Annotated in this window: 15 protein-coding genes; 8 read left to right on the top strand and 7 right to left on the bottom strand. The window is 62.7% G+C overall.

The genetic code is table 11. The features are described 5' to 3' along the window. The first annotated feature begins 213 nt into the window (after nt 1-213). Both ACIPOO_RS09335 and rsd read left to right on the top strand, forming a co-directional pair. Nucleotides 214-741 carry a disulfide bond formation protein B gene (locus tag ACIPOO_RS09335; protein WP_274133048.1) on the top strand — a complete coding sequence of 176 codons (528 nt, stop codon included), beginning with the start codon at nt 214-216 and terminating at the stop codon, nt 739-741. Between the two features lie 183 nt (nt 742-924). Next, on the top strand, nt 925-1,383 hold the full coding sequence (gene rsd, locus ACIPOO_RS09330) for a sigma D regulator (RefSeq protein WP_400606365.1): 459 nt from the start codon (nt 925-927) through the stop codon (nt 1,381-1,383). 60 nt (nt 1,384-1,443) lie between these two features. On the opposite strand, the gene ACIPOO_RS09325 is transcribed toward rsd, so the two are convergent. Next, nucleotides 1,444-2,121, bottom strand: coding sequence for an FKBP-type peptidyl-prolyl cis-trans isomerase (locus tag ACIPOO_RS09325; RefSeq protein ID WP_274133046.1), 678 nt, complete (start codon nt 2,119-2,121; stop codon nt 1,444-1,446). Nucleotides 2,122-2,301: 180 nt separating this feature from the next. Here ACIPOO_RS09325 and ACIPOO_RS09320 point away from each other — a divergent pair, with 180 nt between their 5' ends. After that, on the top strand, nt 2,302-3,387 hold the full coding sequence (locus ACIPOO_RS09320) for an AlgP family protein (protein ID WP_400606069.1): 1,086 nt from the start codon (nt 2,302-2,304) through the stop codon (nt 3,385-3,387). Here ACIPOO_RS09320 and ACIPOO_RS09315 read toward each other — a convergent pair. Beyond that, the gene (locus tag ACIPOO_RS09315; protein ID WP_400606363.1) at nt 3,384-3,851 is read right to left on the bottom strand and encodes a TIGR02444 family protein; all 468 of its coding nucleotides are present in this window, start codon (nt 3,849-3,851) and stop codon (nt 3,384-3,386) included. The genes ACIPOO_RS09320 and ACIPOO_RS09315 overlap by 4 nt on opposite strands. A gap of 46 nt (nt 3,852-3,897) precedes the next feature. Here ACIPOO_RS09315 and ACIPOO_RS09310 point away from each other — a divergent pair, with 46 nt between their 5' ends. The 3 genes from ACIPOO_RS09310 to ACIPOO_RS09300 all read left to right on the top strand — a co-directional run bounded on the left by ACIPOO_RS09310 (nt 3,898) and on the right by ACIPOO_RS09300 (nt 7,147). Further along, the gene (locus ACIPOO_RS09310; RefSeq protein ID WP_400606067.1) at nt 3,898-5,808 is read left to right on the top strand and encodes an ATP-binding cassette domain-containing protein; all 1,911 of its coding nucleotides are present in this window, start codon (nt 3,898-3,900) and stop codon (nt 5,806-5,808) included. Then, nucleotides 5,808-6,410: a mechanosensitive ion channel domain-containing protein gene (locus tag ACIPOO_RS09305; protein ID WP_400606065.1), complete on the top strand. Its 603-nt coding sequence runs from the start codon at nt 5,808-5,810 to the stop codon at nt 6,408-6,410. Before ACIPOO_RS09310 ends, ACIPOO_RS09305 begins: the two co-directional genes overlap by 1 nt. A gap of 110 nt (nt 6,411-6,520) precedes the next feature. Beyond that, complete coding sequence (locus ACIPOO_RS09300) at nt 6,521-7,147, top strand: LysE family transporter (RefSeq protein ID WP_400606062.1); 627 nt, start codon at nt 6,521-6,523, stop codon at nt 7,145-7,147. Between the two features lie 571 nt (nt 7,148-7,718). On the opposite strand, the gene ACIPOO_RS09295 is transcribed toward ACIPOO_RS09300, so the two are convergent. The 4 genes from ACIPOO_RS09295 to ACIPOO_RS09280 are packed head-to-tail and all read right to left on the bottom strand — an operon-like array spanning nt 7,719 to nt 10,881. Then, nucleotides 7,719-8,462, bottom strand: a complete 744-nt coding sequence (locus ACIPOO_RS09295) for a penicillin-binding protein activator LpoB (RefSeq protein WP_400606060.1) — start codon at nt 8,460-8,462, stop codon at nt 7,719-7,721. A 3-nt stretch (nt 8,463-8,465) separates the two neighbouring features. Next, the gene (gene lpoB, locus ACIPOO_RS09290; protein WP_274133039.1) at nt 8,466-9,056 is read right to left on the bottom strand and encodes a penicillin-binding protein activator LpoB; all 591 of its coding nucleotides are present in this window, start codon (nt 9,054-9,056) and stop codon (nt 8,466-8,468) included. Nucleotides 9,057-9,092: 36 nt separating this feature from the next. Continuing rightward, nucleotides 9,093-9,464, bottom strand: a complete 372-nt coding sequence (locus tag ACIPOO_RS09285; RefSeq protein ID WP_274133038.1) for a YcfL family protein — start codon at nt 9,462-9,464, stop codon at nt 9,093-9,095. A gap of 13 nt (nt 9,465-9,477) precedes the next feature. Continuing rightward, nucleotides 9,478-10,881 (bottom strand): COG3014 family protein, encoded by a 1,404-nt coding sequence (locus tag ACIPOO_RS09280; protein ID WP_400606058.1) that lies wholly within the window; start codon nt 10,879-10,881, stop codon nt 9,478-9,480. A gap of 356 nt (nt 10,882-11,237) precedes the next feature. Between ACIPOO_RS09280 and ACIPOO_RS09275 the strand changes: the two genes are divergently transcribed. After that, complete coding sequence (locus ACIPOO_RS09275; RefSeq protein ID WP_400606056.1) at nt 11,238-13,133, top strand: FTR1 family protein; 1,896 nt, start codon at nt 11,238-11,240, stop codon at nt 13,131-13,133. Between the two features lie 110 nt (nt 13,134-13,243). Then, nucleotides 13,244-13,696, top strand: a complete 453-nt coding sequence (locus tag ACIPOO_RS09270) for a YaiI/YqxD family protein (protein WP_274133035.1) — start codon at nt 13,244-13,246, stop codon at nt 13,694-13,696. A gap of 156 nt (nt 13,697-13,852) precedes the next feature. On the opposite strand, the gene elbB is transcribed toward ACIPOO_RS09270, so the two are convergent. Beyond that, nucleotides 13,853-14,521, bottom strand: coding sequence for an isoprenoid biosynthesis glyoxalase ElbB (gene elbB, locus ACIPOO_RS09265; RefSeq protein ID WP_400606054.1), 669 nt, complete (start codon nt 14,519-14,521; stop codon nt 13,853-13,855). Nucleotides 14,522-14,659: the final 138 nt, after the last annotated feature.

The raw sequence follows: 14,659 nt of genomic DNA, 5'->3' as shown, positions 1-14,659 counted from the left end.
GGGCCTTTTTGCTGTCTTCGCGGCGCTTGGTGTAGGACGTTTCCCTAATTGCTATAAGCCTTGCCATGAATGAGCAGAGTGGCAGTTCAAATTCCTATCGTTGGAATCCGGAAATCCCTACGCAATGAAGGAAATATCCTCCTCTGGCCGCCTTGAAAGCGGGTCCGCCTTTCCTCTACCGTAGCCGCCTTCGTCTTTTGTTACGGATTTTCCATGCATCTGGCCCGCACGCGCTCTCTGTTTTTCCTGGCGTTCCTCGCCTGCGCATCGGTCGTGGGAGCTGCTTTCTATCTTGAGCGCGTCGCGTTAGGCGCACCTTGCCCGCTGTGTTTCCTGCAGCGTGGTCTGTTGCTGATCTGCTCGGGTCTGTGCCTGATTGCGGTATTGCACAAGCCCGGCATGAATGGTTGGCGCGTCTACTCCGGGGCTCTGTTCGTCTTTGCGCTGGCAGGCGCCGCGGTCGCGGCGCGGCAAGTGTGGTTGCAAGACCTGCCGGTGGACGTCCCCGCTTCCTGTGCCGAAAACCTGCAATACCTGCTCGACTCCCAGCCTTTCTGGAAGGTCGTCTACCTGATTCTCGTCGGTGGCGCGGGGTGCTCGGAAATCACCTGGTCGCTTCTGGGGATCAGTGCGCCGGAGTGGAGCCTGCTGGTTTTTTCGGGGCTTGGTCTGTTTGCGCTGTACTACCTGGTAATCGAATTTCGCCCGTTCAGATCAATGGATGTGGGGTCGGCGGATTAAACGCTTGTATGAACTTTATCGGCGACGTACCTTGAAGGCCTGGTCGAGCGGGCATAATCTGGGCCGCACGCGTCATCGGATTTAGGCTGCTGTCGACGTTTTTCAGAGCCGGTTTTCATAAGCATCAGGCCGGATCGCCAAGCGATTTCAGGCAGCGTGCCCCTGAAGGGAAGAGAGAACATCATGCTGGAAAGTTGTCAGAATGCTCAGGAACGCTGGGGCGGAGTTCACAAGCTGATCGATCGCTGGTTGCTGGAGCGCGCCGAGCTTATCAAGGCTTACGATGTTCTGGGTGCAGAGCCCCATGCCTTGTCGGAAACCACCAAGCAGCTGCAGGAATTCTGCGGCACCCTGGTCGATTATGTCTCGGCCGGTCATTTCGAAATCTACGAGCAACTGACGGGCGAGGCCAAGGCGTTCAACGATAAGCGCGGTCTTGAACTCGCCGACACGATCTATCCCCGCATCGACGTCATCACCGAAAAGCTTCTGGCCTTCAACGATCTGTGTGATGAAGGCAAATGCGTCGCGGAAAAATTCAAGGAGCTGGGTGGCCTGCTCCATGAGCGGTTCGAGCTCGAGGATTGCCTGATCGAAGTGCTGCACACGGCTCACAGCGAGTCGGCTACAGCCCAGGCCTGAGTCGGTCTGATGTAAAAAAGGGTGCCTTCGAGCACCCTTTTTTGTTGCTTGGTTTTACTGTTACTGGGAGACCCCGAGCAGCTCGATTTCGAACACCAGCGGAGTGAACGGATCGATCAGGTCGCCTGCGCCTTCGGCCCCGTAGGCTTGCGCGGATGGAATCACCAGGCGCCATTTGGCACCGACCGGCATGTCGGCCAGCGCCGTGGTCCAGCCGGCAATCACGCTGTCCAGGCGGAACCACTGAGGCTGCGGGTTCTGGTCGAAGATCGTGCCGTCAGGCAGGCGTCCGACGTACTTCACCTGCACGCGACCGTTGATGTCGGGCTTGGGGCCTGAACCGGGTGTCAGCTCGGTCATCAGGATGCCGTCGGCAAGCTGGCGCACACCCGGCTTGGCTCTCTCGCTGTCCATGAACCGGCGCTCTTCCTTGAGTGCAGCTTCGGTCTGCGGCTCGGACTGGCCGGAATTTTCAGCTTGCGTGAGCGCTGCGTCGTGGTCGCTGAGGATCTGCTCCATGCGTTCCTGTTTTATCGCCAGCGGCTTGTTCTGATACGCCTGTTGCAGGCCTTCGATCAGCGCCGGCAACTGCAGGTCCGGCGCCTCCTGGCGCAGGCGTTCACCCAGGCTCGCGCCCAGGCTGTACGCCAGGTCATGGGCATTGTCGGAGGGTGGGGCATCGGTCGCGTGAGCAAGGGGTACCAAGAGGAACAACGACATAAACAGGTAGCGCGACATGAATGCTCTCCGGCCTGGGGAGTGGCGATTATGCCAGCGCCGGGGTCCGAATGTGATGCTGTTGTGAAGGGATTTTGGCGAACGTGCAACAGACCTTAATTTGTAGTGTCAAGATGCCCTAGCGGCGTAGCGGGCAGAGGTCTAGTATGAGCCGCATTCAAATCAGTCAGGAGGAAAGTCATGTCGGCCAACAAGAAGCCAGTAAACACTCCGTTGCATTTGCTCCAACAACTCTCGAGCAGCTTGCTCGAACATCTCGAAAATGCCTGTTCCACAGCTTTGGCTGACGCCGAGAAGTTGCTCGCCAAGCTTGAAAAACAACGCGGCAAGGCGCAGGAAAAACTGCACAAGTCGCGCACCAAACTGCAAGACGCCGCCACTGCCGGCAAAGCCAAGGCGCAGGCCAAGGCCAAGGCCGGCGTCGATGAACTTGAAGCGTTGCTCGATGCGCTGAAAGATCGCCAGACCGAAACCCGCACCTACATCCAGAACCTCAAGCGCGACGCTCAGGAAAGCCTGAAGCTGGCGCAGGGTGTTGGCCGTGTGAAGGAAGCCGTGGGCAAGGCGTTGAGCGACCGTGCAGCGAAGGCACCGACCAAGGTTGCGGCTAAACCTGCTGCCAAGGCTGCCGCGAAACCAGCCGCCAAGCCAGCTGCAAAACCTGCTGCCCAAGCCGCTACTGCCAAGGCACCTGCCAAAGCCGCCGCTGCGAAAGCGCCGGTCAAAGCCGCTGCAAAACCTGTGGCCAAGGCCCCGGTGAAAGCTGCAGCCAAACCTGCTGCTAAAACCGCCGCCGCCAAACCTGCTGCTGCCAAGGCGCCTGTCGCTGCCAAAGCTGCGAGCAAGCCTGCCGCCAAACCGGCTGCAAAAGCTCCGGTTGCCGCCAAGGCTCCAGCCAGGACTGCCGCTGCAAAACCGGCCGCCAAGCCTGCCGCCGCTGCTGCTGCCAAGCCTGCCGCGAAACCGGCTGCCGCCAAGACCGCAGCCAAGCCAGCCGCTGCCAAACCTGCTGCCAAACCGGTCGCTGCCAAGCCAGCTGCTGCAAAGCCTGCGGCCAAACCAGCCGCCGCCAAGCCAGCTGCTGCAAAACCTGCAGCCAAGCCAGCTGCAAAACCAGCCGCAAAACCTGCGACACCGGCAGCCGCCAAGCCTGCGACACCTGCTCCGGCAGCATCGACTCAGGCCACCGCGCCAGCCGCTTCGGTAGCGCCTGCGACCCCCGCAGCGACCCCTGCATCGGGTTCGACGCCAGGCAGCGCTTCCTAAGTGATGTCCTCCCCGGCGTGCTGCAGAATCTGCAGCGCGTCCGGGGCATGGTGCGCGGCGTCCCCCGCGAGCGCTTCCAGCCAGGCGCCAGTCCTTTGCGCGCCTCGCTCAGGCCAGTCCTGAATCAACCGTTGCAGCCTGACCAGCAACTCTCGCTCGGCATCCAGTTCCAGCACCTTCAAACGTTCACGTAACGCGCCCAGTTCTTCATCGGTGGCGGCTGCGCTTTTCCACTGCGTGCGCAGCGCGCGCAACGGTCCTACCACCTGATCGTGCCAGGGCGACGCCAATTGTCTGATTTGTCCTGCACGCGCGCTATCGAAAGGGGTGCGGTTCTGGTCCAGCCAGACGCCACACAACAGCGCGCAGACATTGCCGCCGTGGGCTTGCAGCGCCAGACACGCCTGTTCAACACCGGGGCGTGCGTAAAAATCCAGAGTGAAACTCCATAGGTCTGCATGCATAGTCATCTACCCGTTCTGGACGAAGCTGGTAGACTCCGCCGCCATTATGATCCGACTTCAAAGCCTCACCTTACAGCGTGGTCCGCAACGTCTGCTAGAAGACGCCGAGCTGACCCTGCACGCCGGCCAGAAAGCCGGCCTGATCGGCGCCAATGGCGCCGGCAAATCCAGCCTGTTCGCCCTGTTGCGCGGGGAGCTGTCACCCGATAACGGTGATTGCTCGTTGCCCGCCGACTGGCGTATCGCCCACATGCGCCAAGAGGTCGATACCCTTGAGCGCCTGGCGGTGGACTACGTCCTGGACGGCGATATCCGTCTGCGCCAGGTACAAAATGAGCTGGCTGCCGCCGAGGCTGCCCACGACGGCGCAGCCCAGGCTCGCCTGCACTCTGAACTCGACAGCGCCGACGGTTATACCGCCGACGCCCGCGCGCGCAAATTGCTCGCAGGCCTGGGCTTCACTAACGATCAGATGGAACGGCAGGTCGGAAGTTTCTCCGGCGGCTGGCGGATGCGTCTGAATCTGGCGCAGGCCTTGATGTGTCCGTCGGATCTGTTGCTGCTCGACGAACCGACCAACCACCTGGATCTGGACGCCATTCTCTGGCTTGAAGACTGGCTCAAGGGCTATCCGGGCACACTGCTGCTGATTTCCCACGACCGCGACTTCCTCGATTCGGTGGTCGATCACATCGCCCACGTCGAACAGAAGAAAATCACCCTGTACCGCGGCGGCTACAGCGCCTTCGAACGGGCTCGCGCCGAGCGTCTGGCTCAGCAGCAGCAAGCCTTCGAGAAGCAGCAGGCGCAGCGCGCGCACATGGAAAAGTACATCGCCCGCTTCAAAGCCCAGGCCACCAAGGCCCGTCAGGCCCAGAGCCGGATCAAGGCGCTGGAGCGGATGGAAGAGCTGTCGGCGGCCCATGTGGATTCGCCGTTCAACTTCTCGTTCCGCGAGTCGGACAAGATCTCGAGCCCGCTGCTGGACCTGTCGGACGCCCGCCTGGGTTATGGCGACAAGGCCATCCTGCAGAAGGTCAAGCTGCAACTGACGCCTGGCGCGCGAATCGGTCTGTTGGGCCCTAACGGTGCCGGTAAATCCACGCTGATCAAGAACCTCGCTGGCGAGCTTGAGCCCTTGAGCGGGCGCCTGTACCGGGGCGAGAACACCACGGTCGGCTACTTCGCCCAGCACCAGCTCGATTCGCTGGACGCCAAGGCAAGCCCATTGCTGCATTTGCAGCGCATCGCCCCGACCGAGCGCGAGCAGACCCTGCGCGATTTCCTCGGCGGTTTCGACTTCCGGGGCGCGCGCCTTGAAGAGCCGGTGCTCAATTTCTCCGGTGGTGAGAAGGCCCGCCTGGCCCTGGCCTTGATCGCCTGGGACAAGCCGAACCTGTTGCTGCTCGACGAACCGACCAACCACCTGGACCTGGAAATGCGCCTGGCGCTGACCATGGCTTTGCAGGAGTTCGGCGGTGCGGTGCTAGTGGTTTCCCACGACCGCCACCTGCTCAAGAGCACCACGGACAACTTCCTGCTGGTAGCCGATGGCGTGGTCGAGGAGTTCGACGGCGACCTGGACGACTACACCCGCTGGCTGGCCGATTACCGTCAACGCAATGCACCGGTGAGCAACACCCCGGTCAATGCCGACAAGACTGACAAGAAGGCCCAGCGTCAGCAGGCAGCTGCGTTGCGTCAGCAATTGGCTCCGCACAAGCGTGAAGCCGAGAAGCTGGAAAAAGAGCTCAACACCCTTCACGAGAAACTGGCGAAGGTCGAAGCGTCCCTCGGCGACAGCGCGATCTATGAGGCCGCCAACAAAGACAAGCTGCGTGATCTGCTGGCCGAGCAGGCCAAGCTGAAAGCTCGGGAGTCGGAAGTGGAGGAGGCCTGGATGGAGGCGCTGGAGCTGCTGGAGTCGATGCAGGCGGAACTGGAAGCCTTGTCCTGATGGAGTCGTTGGCCCTGCCGGTTCCGGCGTACTGGATCGAACCGATTCTGGTGACGCTGCAGATTCTGCTGATCCTGTTGATCGGCTACACGTTGCAGCGCTTCGTCGCACGCTTCCTGACGCGCATTGCCGAGCGCTATCCGTTGCTGCCGCCGGAGCTGCTGGTGATGGTGCGCGGCGGCCTGCGCTGGCTCATCATGGGCACGGCGCTGGTGGCGGTGCTGGGTCGTCTCGGGGTTTCGGCCTCGGTGTTGTGGGCGGCGCTTTCAGGGTTCGTCGCGGTGGCTGCGGTGGCGTTCTTCGCCATGTGGAGCGTGCTGTCGAACCTGCTGTGTGCGGTGTTCATCTTCACCATGGGGCCGTTTCGCATCGGCGATGTGGTGGAGCTGGTGGACACCACCGACAAGCCTGGCATCAAGGGCCGGGTCACGGCCATCAACCTGATGTTCACCACGCTGGTGGAGCCGGCCGAACTGGGCGGCACGCTGGTGCAGGTGCCCAACAGCCAGTTCTTCCAGAAGTCGATCCGCCGCTGGCGGGGCAATGACGGCACGCCGATCATCTCGGGCGAAAAGCGCGCGGGCGAACAGGGCCAGGCCTGACACACCTGCACAGCTATCTGCCAAGTCGCCGCAACAGTTAGAAATAATTGGTCTTCGGGCCGCAGAAACCTTAGGTTAAGGCAACGTTACATTCTTGCCTGAGGTGCGCAATGTCGCTCGAAACATGGCTGGCCTTCTTCGCCGCCTGCTGGGTCATCAGTCTTTCGCCGGGAGCCGGTGCCATTGCGTCGATGTCCAGCGGCCTGCAATACGGTTTCTGGCGCGGTTACTGGAACGCGCTGGGGCTGCAACTGGCGCTCATCGTTCAGATCGCAATCATCGCTGCGGGGCTCGGTGCGGTACTCGCGGCTTCGTCGCTGGCGTTCACGCTGATCAAATGGTTCGGTGTGGCGTATCTGGTGTACCTGGGCATCAAGCAATGGCGCGCGCTGCCCACCGACCTGTCCGATAACGCGGGCATCCGCCCGATTGGCAAGCCGCTGGCGCTGGTTGCCCGGGGCTTTCTGGTGAACATCAGCAACCCCAAGGCGCTGGTGTTCATGCTGGCGATCCTGCCGCAATTCATCGACACCCACCTGCCGCTGCTGCCTCAGTACCTGACCATCACCGTGACCATGGTGGCGGTGGACCTGACCGTCATGGCCGGTTACACAGGGCTGGCCTCGAAGGTGCTGCGCGCCCTCAAGACCCCCAAGCAGCAACGCCGCATGAACCGCACCTTTGCCGGTTTGTTCGTCAGTGCCGCGGCCTTCCTGGCGACCTTGCACCGCGCATGACCCCGTAGGAGCGCGCTTGCCCGCGACCGCGATGTGTCAGTGCCGGATGTGCTGGCTGACCGGACGCCATCGCGGGCAAGCGCGCTCCTACAGGCGCGTGGCGTACCGTGCCTCTCGCGCTGCAGGATTTTCGGTGTTTGGCCATGGGGCGGTTGATGCATCACACCTGACAGCAGTTTGGCAAAGAACCTGTAGGAGTGAGCTTGCTCGCGATAGCGGTGTGTCAGACACCGTACTCATCACAGACATAACGTTATCGCGAGCAAGCTCACTCCTACAGGAAACGTGGTCGCCGCAGGGTCGTGGTGTGTATGGCAAAGTTGCCCTGCGCATAACCCTGTAGGAGCGCGCTTGCCCGCGACTGCGGTGTGTCAGTGCCGGATGTGCTGGTGACCGGACGCCATCGCGGGCAAGCGCGCTCCTACAGGCGTGCGGCGCGGCGTGCCTCGGGGAAAACCGCACCACCGTAGCAGTCCGGCTTGCCGGCGATAGCGATTCCAAGGGCGCCATCGCCGGCAAGCGGAGCGCCGCCCGGCCGGACTGCTGCGGGATCATCACCCGACGTTCTGCTTCAGCGCAGGATTTTCGGCGCTTCGTCGCGGGGCAGGTTGTTGCGCGACGGTGGCAGCTCCTGGGAGTACTCCACTTCACCGCGCAGTTGCTCACGCAATTGACGCGCGACGTCCATGCCAATCGACTTCGACACTTCCTTCACTACGCGGCCGCGGTTGGGCGTGACGCGCAGGTCGTTGCCGTTCACCAGCTTGGTGTCCTGGCCTTCGCCCATGGCCGTGAAGGCCGAGGTGATTTCGAAGGTGCGGGTGTTGATCAGGCTGAAATCACCTACCAGCGTCAGGCCCAGCACCGCCGAGTGAGCGTTGGTGTTGGCGATCTCGTTGACGTCCTGATGGAAGTCGATGTCCGAGACGGTGCCAAACAGCACGTAGTCGGCGCCCTTGAAATTGCCGTTCTTGATCCGCTTGATGACGTCATAAACGTCCTCCTTGGACCCTGCGGTGTACGGCGTGCCCTGCACCAGCTGGAACATCCCGGACTTTAGAATCTCGCCCTTGATGTCGCCGCTGAATTTACGCAGCTCGCCCTGCTCGATGTAGGTGTTGCGGGCTTCGTATTCGCTGTAGCTGGCCGAGCCGCTGGCACTGTACCGGTTGGCCTGGAAGCTGGTCTGCGCCGACACCGTGTGGATGTACTGCTCCACCTGCTGTTCGAAGGCCATGTCCGTGACCGCGACTTTCGGGGCGGCCTGGGCGCCAACGGCGCACAGCAGGCCAAGAATGCCGATCCATGCACGCATTGCTTAGCGCTCCGTGGTCTTGCGGATTTCTTTCTCGTCCATCCACTCAGCGATGCCGCTTTCGACATCGATCAGTTGCAGGCTGAATTTGTAGAAGACGTCCTTGTAGTCGCTGCTGCGCTTGACGATGGAGCTGATGGAGCCTTCCAGGCGGTATTTGGCCGCGACCATGTTGCCGGTCTTGCTGACTGTGGATTTCTTGTACAGGCCGCTCTGGTTCTGCAGCTTCAGTTGATCGACCTGGCTCTGCATGTCGGTGTTGTCGCTGGCGAAACGGGCGGTCCCGGACTTCATCAGCTGGGTCTTGATGGTGGTGGTGATCTCGCGGGTATCGATGTACTCGCTGGTCTTGTTCTTCACGTCATAGACCTGCACCACCGGACGGCCTTGCAGGGTGCCGGACTGGGCCAGGGAGCGGGTCATGCTCTCGGCGATCATTTGCAGGTCGGTCGAGCCGAATTCGTTGGTCACGGTTTCGACAGCCTTGGTGTCGCCGTAGCTGATGTTCTTGCTGCCCAGGGTGGGCGAGTTGTTGGCGCAACCGGTGGCCAGCAGGGCGACGGCGGCGATGAGCGAGAGGCGAATGGAAAACATGTTCAGGATCTCTTGGGCCAGGCGAATGTTGAGCGATTAAGGGGTTTTGACTTCAAGGCGGAAGTCAGTGGCCTTCGGCACCGGGGCGATGGCCGGCAGAAAGCTGCTCTGGGTGCCGTACAGCGTCAGGCTCTTCCAGGCCTCGGGTTCGGCAACGGGGAAGCCGTCGTTGCCCAGCCACGCGAAGCGGTAGTACATCGTCTTGTTGTAGCTGCTGGTGTTGTGCAGCGAGACGTTGACGGTCATGAAGCCGTTTTCCCGCGCAACGCGCATCGGGCCGATCTCGATGTTCTTCAGATCACCCATGGCAACCACCTTGCTGGCGGCACTGCCAGGGGCCGGCGGCGGCGGGGTGGCGCAACCGGCGAGTAGGGCGAGGGCCATCACGCCCAGAATCTTGCAACGCATGAACTATCTCCGGTCAGGGTTTGTTGGCGGCCACGGCCTGCGGCAGGCTCGACGGGATCACGTGGGCGGCCAGGCCGTCGGTGTAGACCTGGTTGCCGACGGCGCGCAGGGTGACGACTTGATAAGGGCGGTCGATCTTGACCTGTACATGGGTGCCGCCCAGCGAGGAGGGCAACACGACCTGATGCTCGCCCTGTTTGAGGCGCATGCGGGCCACCAGGGTGTTGTCCGGCAGGGTGCGCCAGGTGCGGGTGTCCGCGCCTTCGACCACCGCCGAGGCGATGCCCACTGCCAGGCCCGCCAGAGGGCTGGTCTCGTTGAGCTTCTTCTGGGTCACGCCACGGGTGATGGCGCGCACGGTGGTGCGCACGATGATGCCCGGCATGTCGTCACGCAGGGCGCGGCGGGACATCGCCGAGATGCTGTTGAGCGACGTCAGGTTGACCTGCTGGCCGTCCAGGCCGATCTGGTTGAAGAACGGCGTGGAGTTGTCCGGCTTGATGACCGGGAACGACAGCGGGGTGATCACGATGTTGTTGCTGATCGGCAGCGGCAGCGGGATGCGCACCGAGTCACGGGCCGGGGCGAAACCGGACTGCACCACGATCAGCACTTCGCTGCCGTCGGTGGCGGTGTTCTTGCTGCCGGCGGCGTCGAGGTTCAGCAGCGCCTGATCCAGCAACGGGGTGTTCGGCCGCAGCTCGGCCGCCTGGCGGTAACCCGGCGCGGCCAGGTCCTTCTCGCCCAGCGCTTCATAGACAAAGCCTGCCAGGTAATGGCTGAACGCACTCTGGTAGCTGTTTTTCAGGCCGACGACTTCCGGCGCATCGAGGGATTCGACCGGATAACCCTTGAGGTCCTTGTACTGGGTGGCGACGCCCTGGGTCTTGGCCTCGTCCTCGCTCTTGAGGTACTGCTTGTCACGCAGCTCGGCGATGACGGCCTCGCGCTCGTGAGTCTTCTTGATCTCGGTGCGCGCGCCTTCGAAGTCGTTCTTGGCCAGCAGGTTCAGGGCCATCTGGGTGGTCAGCATGACCTTTTCGTAGTCGTAGCCTTCGTAGCGACGAACCTTGTCGTTCACCAGGTAGCTGCCGAACTGGGCCAGGTACTTGCCGCTGTCGAGTTTGACCGAGTCTTCCCAGGCGATCACCGTCTGGTCGGCACGGCCCCACGCCGCCTGGCTGCCCGCCAGGTCGCCCTTGGAGCGCAGCAGTTCGCCTTTCTCGAAGTAATAGAGCAGGTCTTTGTCTTCGCCGGTGTTGTTCTTTTCCAGCAGGGTCAGCGCGCCATCGACATTGCCGCTGGTGAGCTGCTGGTTGGTTTGTTGCAGCTCGCTGTCGTAGTTGCGAAACGCGGCACAGCCGGTCAGTTGCACAGCCGTGATCAGCGCGAGTGCAGTCAGAGCGCGGGAAGACATCAAGATCAATCCTTGAAAAAAGCCGGCCTGGCTTGATTGAGCCAGTGAAGGCGGGTCCGTTCGAGAGGCTGGGAAGCCCGGTTGAGCGGCAGGGCGGATGATGGCCGTCTGCCATAGTGCGCCGGGATTATAAGGAGGACTCAGGCTAAAACAATGGCTTTTTGATAGCTCACAACGGTTTCGGATCCATCTGACAAGTGGTTCACAATTCTGCCAATGGGCTCAAAGTCGCTCGCAGGCCCCTGATCGCGAGCCTATTTCCCGCAAAAAGCCCCCACATCGCGCCATATCGCTTGAGTGCGCGGCGGCAGACATGAACAATAACAACCCTTCGCATTCCTATTTGAGATTCACTCATGCTTTCCCATTCACGCTTCATGGCCTGCCTGGGCATGGCGCTGCTGACGCTGTTCAGCGTGGCCACCCGGGCCGACTCGGTCGATGGCGCCGCCCAGGCCCTGCACCTGTTCAACTACGTCAGCGCCGATTACCCGGCGACGGTGGCGGACGGCAAGGTCATCGATGAAGCCGAATACCATGAACAGGTCGAGTTCCTCGGCGCCGTGCAGGATCTGATCGCGGCATTGCCCGCCCGTGCTGAGCAGGCGGAGCTTGCCCAGGGCACCAAGGCGCTGCTCGAAGCGGTGGAGCAGAAGCAGGACGGTGCTCAGGTCGCCCGCCAGGCGCGCCAGCTGGGCGCGAAACTGGCCGTGGCCTACGAGGTGAGCCAGGCGCCGATCATCACGCCGGACGCGGCCCGTGGCGCGCCGCTGTACGCGCAGTATTGCTCGGTGTGCCACGGTGATGCAGGGGCGGGCGATGGCCCGGCTGCGGTGGGCATGAGCCCGGCGCCGGCGAACATGCGTGACGCGGCGCGGTTCGATCGCCTGAGCCTGTATGACGTCTACAGCACGCTGGGATTGGGGATCGAAGGCACCGACATGCCGTCCTTCGCCGATCAGCTCGATGATCGCCAGCGCTGGGACGTCGCGACCTACATCGCCAGCTTTACCGCCGACGCCAAGGCCGAAGCGGTCAAGACCTTCAACCTCGCGGACCTGGCCCGCCAGACCCCGGCCGAAGTGCTCGCCGCCGAAGGCCCGCAGGCCGCTGCCGCCTTCCGCGCCCAGCGTGCCCAGCCGCCGCAGGTTCAGCGTGGCCCTGCGCAGTTGCTCGACTACACCAGCGCGACGCTGGACAAGAGCCTGGCGGCCTACCGTTCCGGTGACCGCGAGCAGGCCTATGACCTGTCGGTTGCAGCTTACCTGGAAGGCTTCGAGCTGGTGGAGAGCTCGCTGGACAACGTCGACGCCAACGTGCGCAAGGATACCGAGAAGGCCCTGATGGCCTATCGGCAGTCACTGCAGGACGGCTTGCCGACCGAACAGGCGGCGCAGCGGCTGGAGACGGCCAAGGTCAAGCTCAAGGAATCTGCCGGTTTGCTGGGCAGCGATGGCCTGAGCACGTCGCTGAGCTTCATCTCTGGCTTGCTGATCCTGCTGCGCGAAGGCCTGGAAGCGATTCTGGTGCTGGCGGCGATCCTCGCGTTCCTGCGCAACACCGGCCAGCAGTCGGCGGTGCGCAGCGTCAACGTCGGCTGGGGGCTGGCCTTGCTGGCAGGCCTGGGCACCTGGGCGCTGGCGGCTTACGTGATCGACGTCAGCGGCTCCCAGCGTGAGCTGCTCGAAGGTGCGACGGCGCTGTTTGCGGCGGTCATGGTGCTGTGGCTGGGTGTGTGGATGCACGACCGGCGTCATGCGGCGGCCTGGCAGGACTACATCAAGAGCAGCCTGGTGGGCGGCGGCGGGCGCTTCGGTTTTGCGGTGCTGGCATTCTTCTCGGTGTATCGCGAGCTGTTCGAGGTGATCCTGTTCTACGAAACCCTGTGGCTTCAGGCAGGGCCTGCGGGACACAACGCTGTGCTGGCGGGCGGTGCGACTGCACTGGTGCTGCTGGTGGGCCTGGCGTGGGTGATCCTGCGTGGTTCGGCGAAACTGCCGCTGGCGATGTTCTTCAGCATCAATGCCGCGTTGTTGTGCGCGCTGTCGGTGGTGTTCGCCGGGCACGGGGTCAAGGCGTTGCAGGAGGCGGGCATCTTCGGCACGCGTCCGGTGCCGTTCTTCGAGTTCGACTGGCTGGGGATTCACGCCGATGCGTATTCGCTGGCGGCGCAGGCGGTGGCGTTGATCGCGATTGCGCTGTTGTACGGGCGCAGTTGGCTGGCGGAAAAACGCCGCGCCGAGACTGCTTGAATAACCTGTAGGAGCGCGCTTGCCCGCGACGGCGGTGTGTCAGACCCGTATTGGTCACCAGACACACCGCCATCGCGGGCAAGCGCGCTCCTACGATCGGGAGAGAATCTATGCGCGTATGGATCGATGCCGACGCCTGCCCCAAGGCAGCGCGGGATCAAGTGGTCAAATTTGCCCTCAAGCGCCAGTTCGAAGTGGTGCTGGTGGCCGGGCAGGCCGTGCCACGGCCGTCGTTCGCGCTGGTAAAGCTGATCGTGGTGCCCAGTGGGCCGGATGCGGCGGATGATTACCTGGTCGAGCATGCCGTGCCTGGGGAACTGGTGATCTGCAGCGACGTGCCGCTGGCCGACCGGCTGGTGAAGAAGGGCGTCGCTGCACTGGACCCGCGCGGGAAGGAGTTCGACGCGCAGAACATGGGCGAGCGTCTGGCCGTGCGCAACCTGTTCACCGACCTGCGCGAGCAGGGGCAGGTCGGGGGTGGGCAGGGTGCCTATGGTGATCGCGAGAAGCAGGCCTTTTCCAACTCGCTGGACCGGATCCTCACGCGCCTGGCCCGCGGCTGATTCGCCCTCCGGCCGTAGGAGCGCGCTTGCCCGCGATCGGCTGCGAAGCAGTCGTAAACCCAGTGCATGCGGTGCGTCAGGTGTAGAGCGTTTGCCGGTTTGCTGCCGCTTCGCGCCAGATCGCGGGCAAGCGCGCTCCTACGGGTAGAAGCTGACTCAGGCCTCGCTTTCTTGCGTCAACTCCAACACCCGATCCACCAGCTTGTTGATCCCTGACGCCGCTTCGCTTATGGACGTGGCCACCATGTAGGCCGGGGTGCTGACCAGTTTGCGGTCTTTGTCCTCGACGATGTCGGCCACGTCGCATTCCTGATGCTTGCCGCCCATCCGGGTGATCTGCGCGGCGGTGTCCGGGCAGTTGCCCACTGTGCAGGTCACGCCGGGGCCGTAGATCTTCGCGGCCAGCGCCGGGGACACGCAGATCAGTCCGATGGGTTTGCCGGCCTCGGCGAAAGCTTCGGCCATGGCCAGCACTTCTGCCTGAACCTTGCAATTAGCGCCTTCGGCAGCAAAGTTCGACAGGTTTTTCGCCGCGCCGAAGCCGCCGGGAATGATCAGCGCATCGAACTCGGTGATGTCAGCCTCGCGGATATCTTCGATGGCACCACGGGCGATTCGGGCCGATTCGACCAGCACGTTGCGGGTTTCGCCGGTTTCTTCGCCCGTCAGGTGGTTGATCACATGATGCTGGGCGATGTTGGGCGCGAAGCATTTCACCTCGGCGCCGCGCTGGTCCAGGCGCAGCAGGGTCAGCACGCTTTCATGAATTTCCGCGCCGTCCTGGACGCCGCAACCGGAAAGAATGACGGCCACTTTCTTGCTCATGCTGTGCTCCCTCTCGTGGGTTTTCCCGGCGTGGGCGAGTCGCTCGCCGCGCCAGTGATGTCGTCAAATGTCTACTAATTTGTCATCTGTTGCCATAGGGTTTTGCCAAGGGCAGGCCTAATCTCTGACGTTTTATCG

It is taken from the genome of Pseudomonas sp. NPDC090201, assembly GCF_044746825.1.
Taxonomy (GTDB): domain Bacteria; phylum Pseudomonadota; class Gammaproteobacteria; order Pseudomonadales; family Pseudomonadaceae; genus Aquipseudomonas; species Aquipseudomonas putida_AD.
The sequence above is the reverse complement of the archived record's forward strand: the minus strand, read 5'-3'. Positions and strand labels throughout refer to the sequence as shown.

Excerpts from the sequence above, each read along its gene's own strand:
- lpoB (WP_274133039.1), bottom strand. The coding sequence starts at position 9,056 with ATGTTTTCCATTCGCCTCTCGCTCATCGCCGCCGTCGCCCTGCTGGCC.
- ACIPOO_RS09270 (WP_274133035.1), top strand. The coding sequence starts at position 13,244 with ATGCGCGTATGGATCGATGCCGACGCCTGCCCCAAGGCAGCGCGGGAT.
- ACIPOO_RS09335 (WP_274133048.1), top strand. The coding sequence starts at position 214 with ATGCATCTGGCCCGCACGCGCTCTCTGTTTTTCCTGGCGTTCCTCGCC.
- ACIPOO_RS09310 (WP_400606067.1), top strand. The coding sequence starts at position 3,898 with ATGATCCGACTTCAAAGCCTCACCTTACAGCGTGGTCCGCAACGTCTG.
- ACIPOO_RS09315 (WP_400606363.1), bottom strand. The coding sequence starts at position 3,851 with ATGCATGCAGACCTATGGAGTTTCACTCTGGATTTTTACGCACGCCCC.
- ACIPOO_RS09320 (WP_400606069.1), top strand. The coding sequence starts at position 2,302 with ATGTCGGCCAACAAGAAGCCAGTAAACACTCCGTTGCATTTGCTCCAA.
- ACIPOO_RS09305 (WP_400606065.1), top strand. The coding sequence starts at position 5,808 with ATGGAGTCGTTGGCCCTGCCGGTTCCGGCGTACTGGATCGAACCGATT.
- ACIPOO_RS09275 (WP_400606056.1), top strand. The coding sequence starts at position 11,238 with ATGCTTTCCCATTCACGCTTCATGGCCTGCCTGGGCATGGCGCTGCTG.
- ACIPOO_RS09300 (WP_400606062.1), top strand. The coding sequence starts at position 6,521 with ATGTCGCTCGAAACATGGCTGGCCTTCTTCGCCGCCTGCTGGGTCATC.
- ACIPOO_RS09325 (WP_274133046.1), bottom strand. The coding sequence starts at position 2,121 with ATGTCGCGCTACCTGTTTATGTCGTTGTTCCTCTTGGTACCCCTTGCT.
- rsd (WP_400606365.1), top strand. The coding sequence starts at position 925 with ATGCTGGAAAGTTGTCAGAATGCTCAGGAACGCTGGGGCGGAGTTCAC.
- ACIPOO_RS09285 (WP_274133038.1), bottom strand. The coding sequence starts at position 9,464 with ATGCGTTGCAAGATTCTGGGCGTGATGGCCCTCGCCCTACTCGCCGGT.
- ACIPOO_RS09280 (WP_400606058.1), bottom strand. The coding sequence starts at position 10,881 with ATGTCTTCCCGCGCTCTGACTGCACTCGCGCTGATCACGGCTGTGCAA.
- ACIPOO_RS09295 (WP_400606060.1), bottom strand. The coding sequence starts at position 8,462 with ATGCGTGCATGGATCGGCATTCTTGGCCTGCTGTGCGCCGTTGGCGCC.
- elbB (WP_400606054.1), bottom strand. The coding sequence starts at position 14,521 with ATGAGCAAGAAAGTGGCCGTCATTCTTTCCGGTTGCGGCGTCCAGGAC.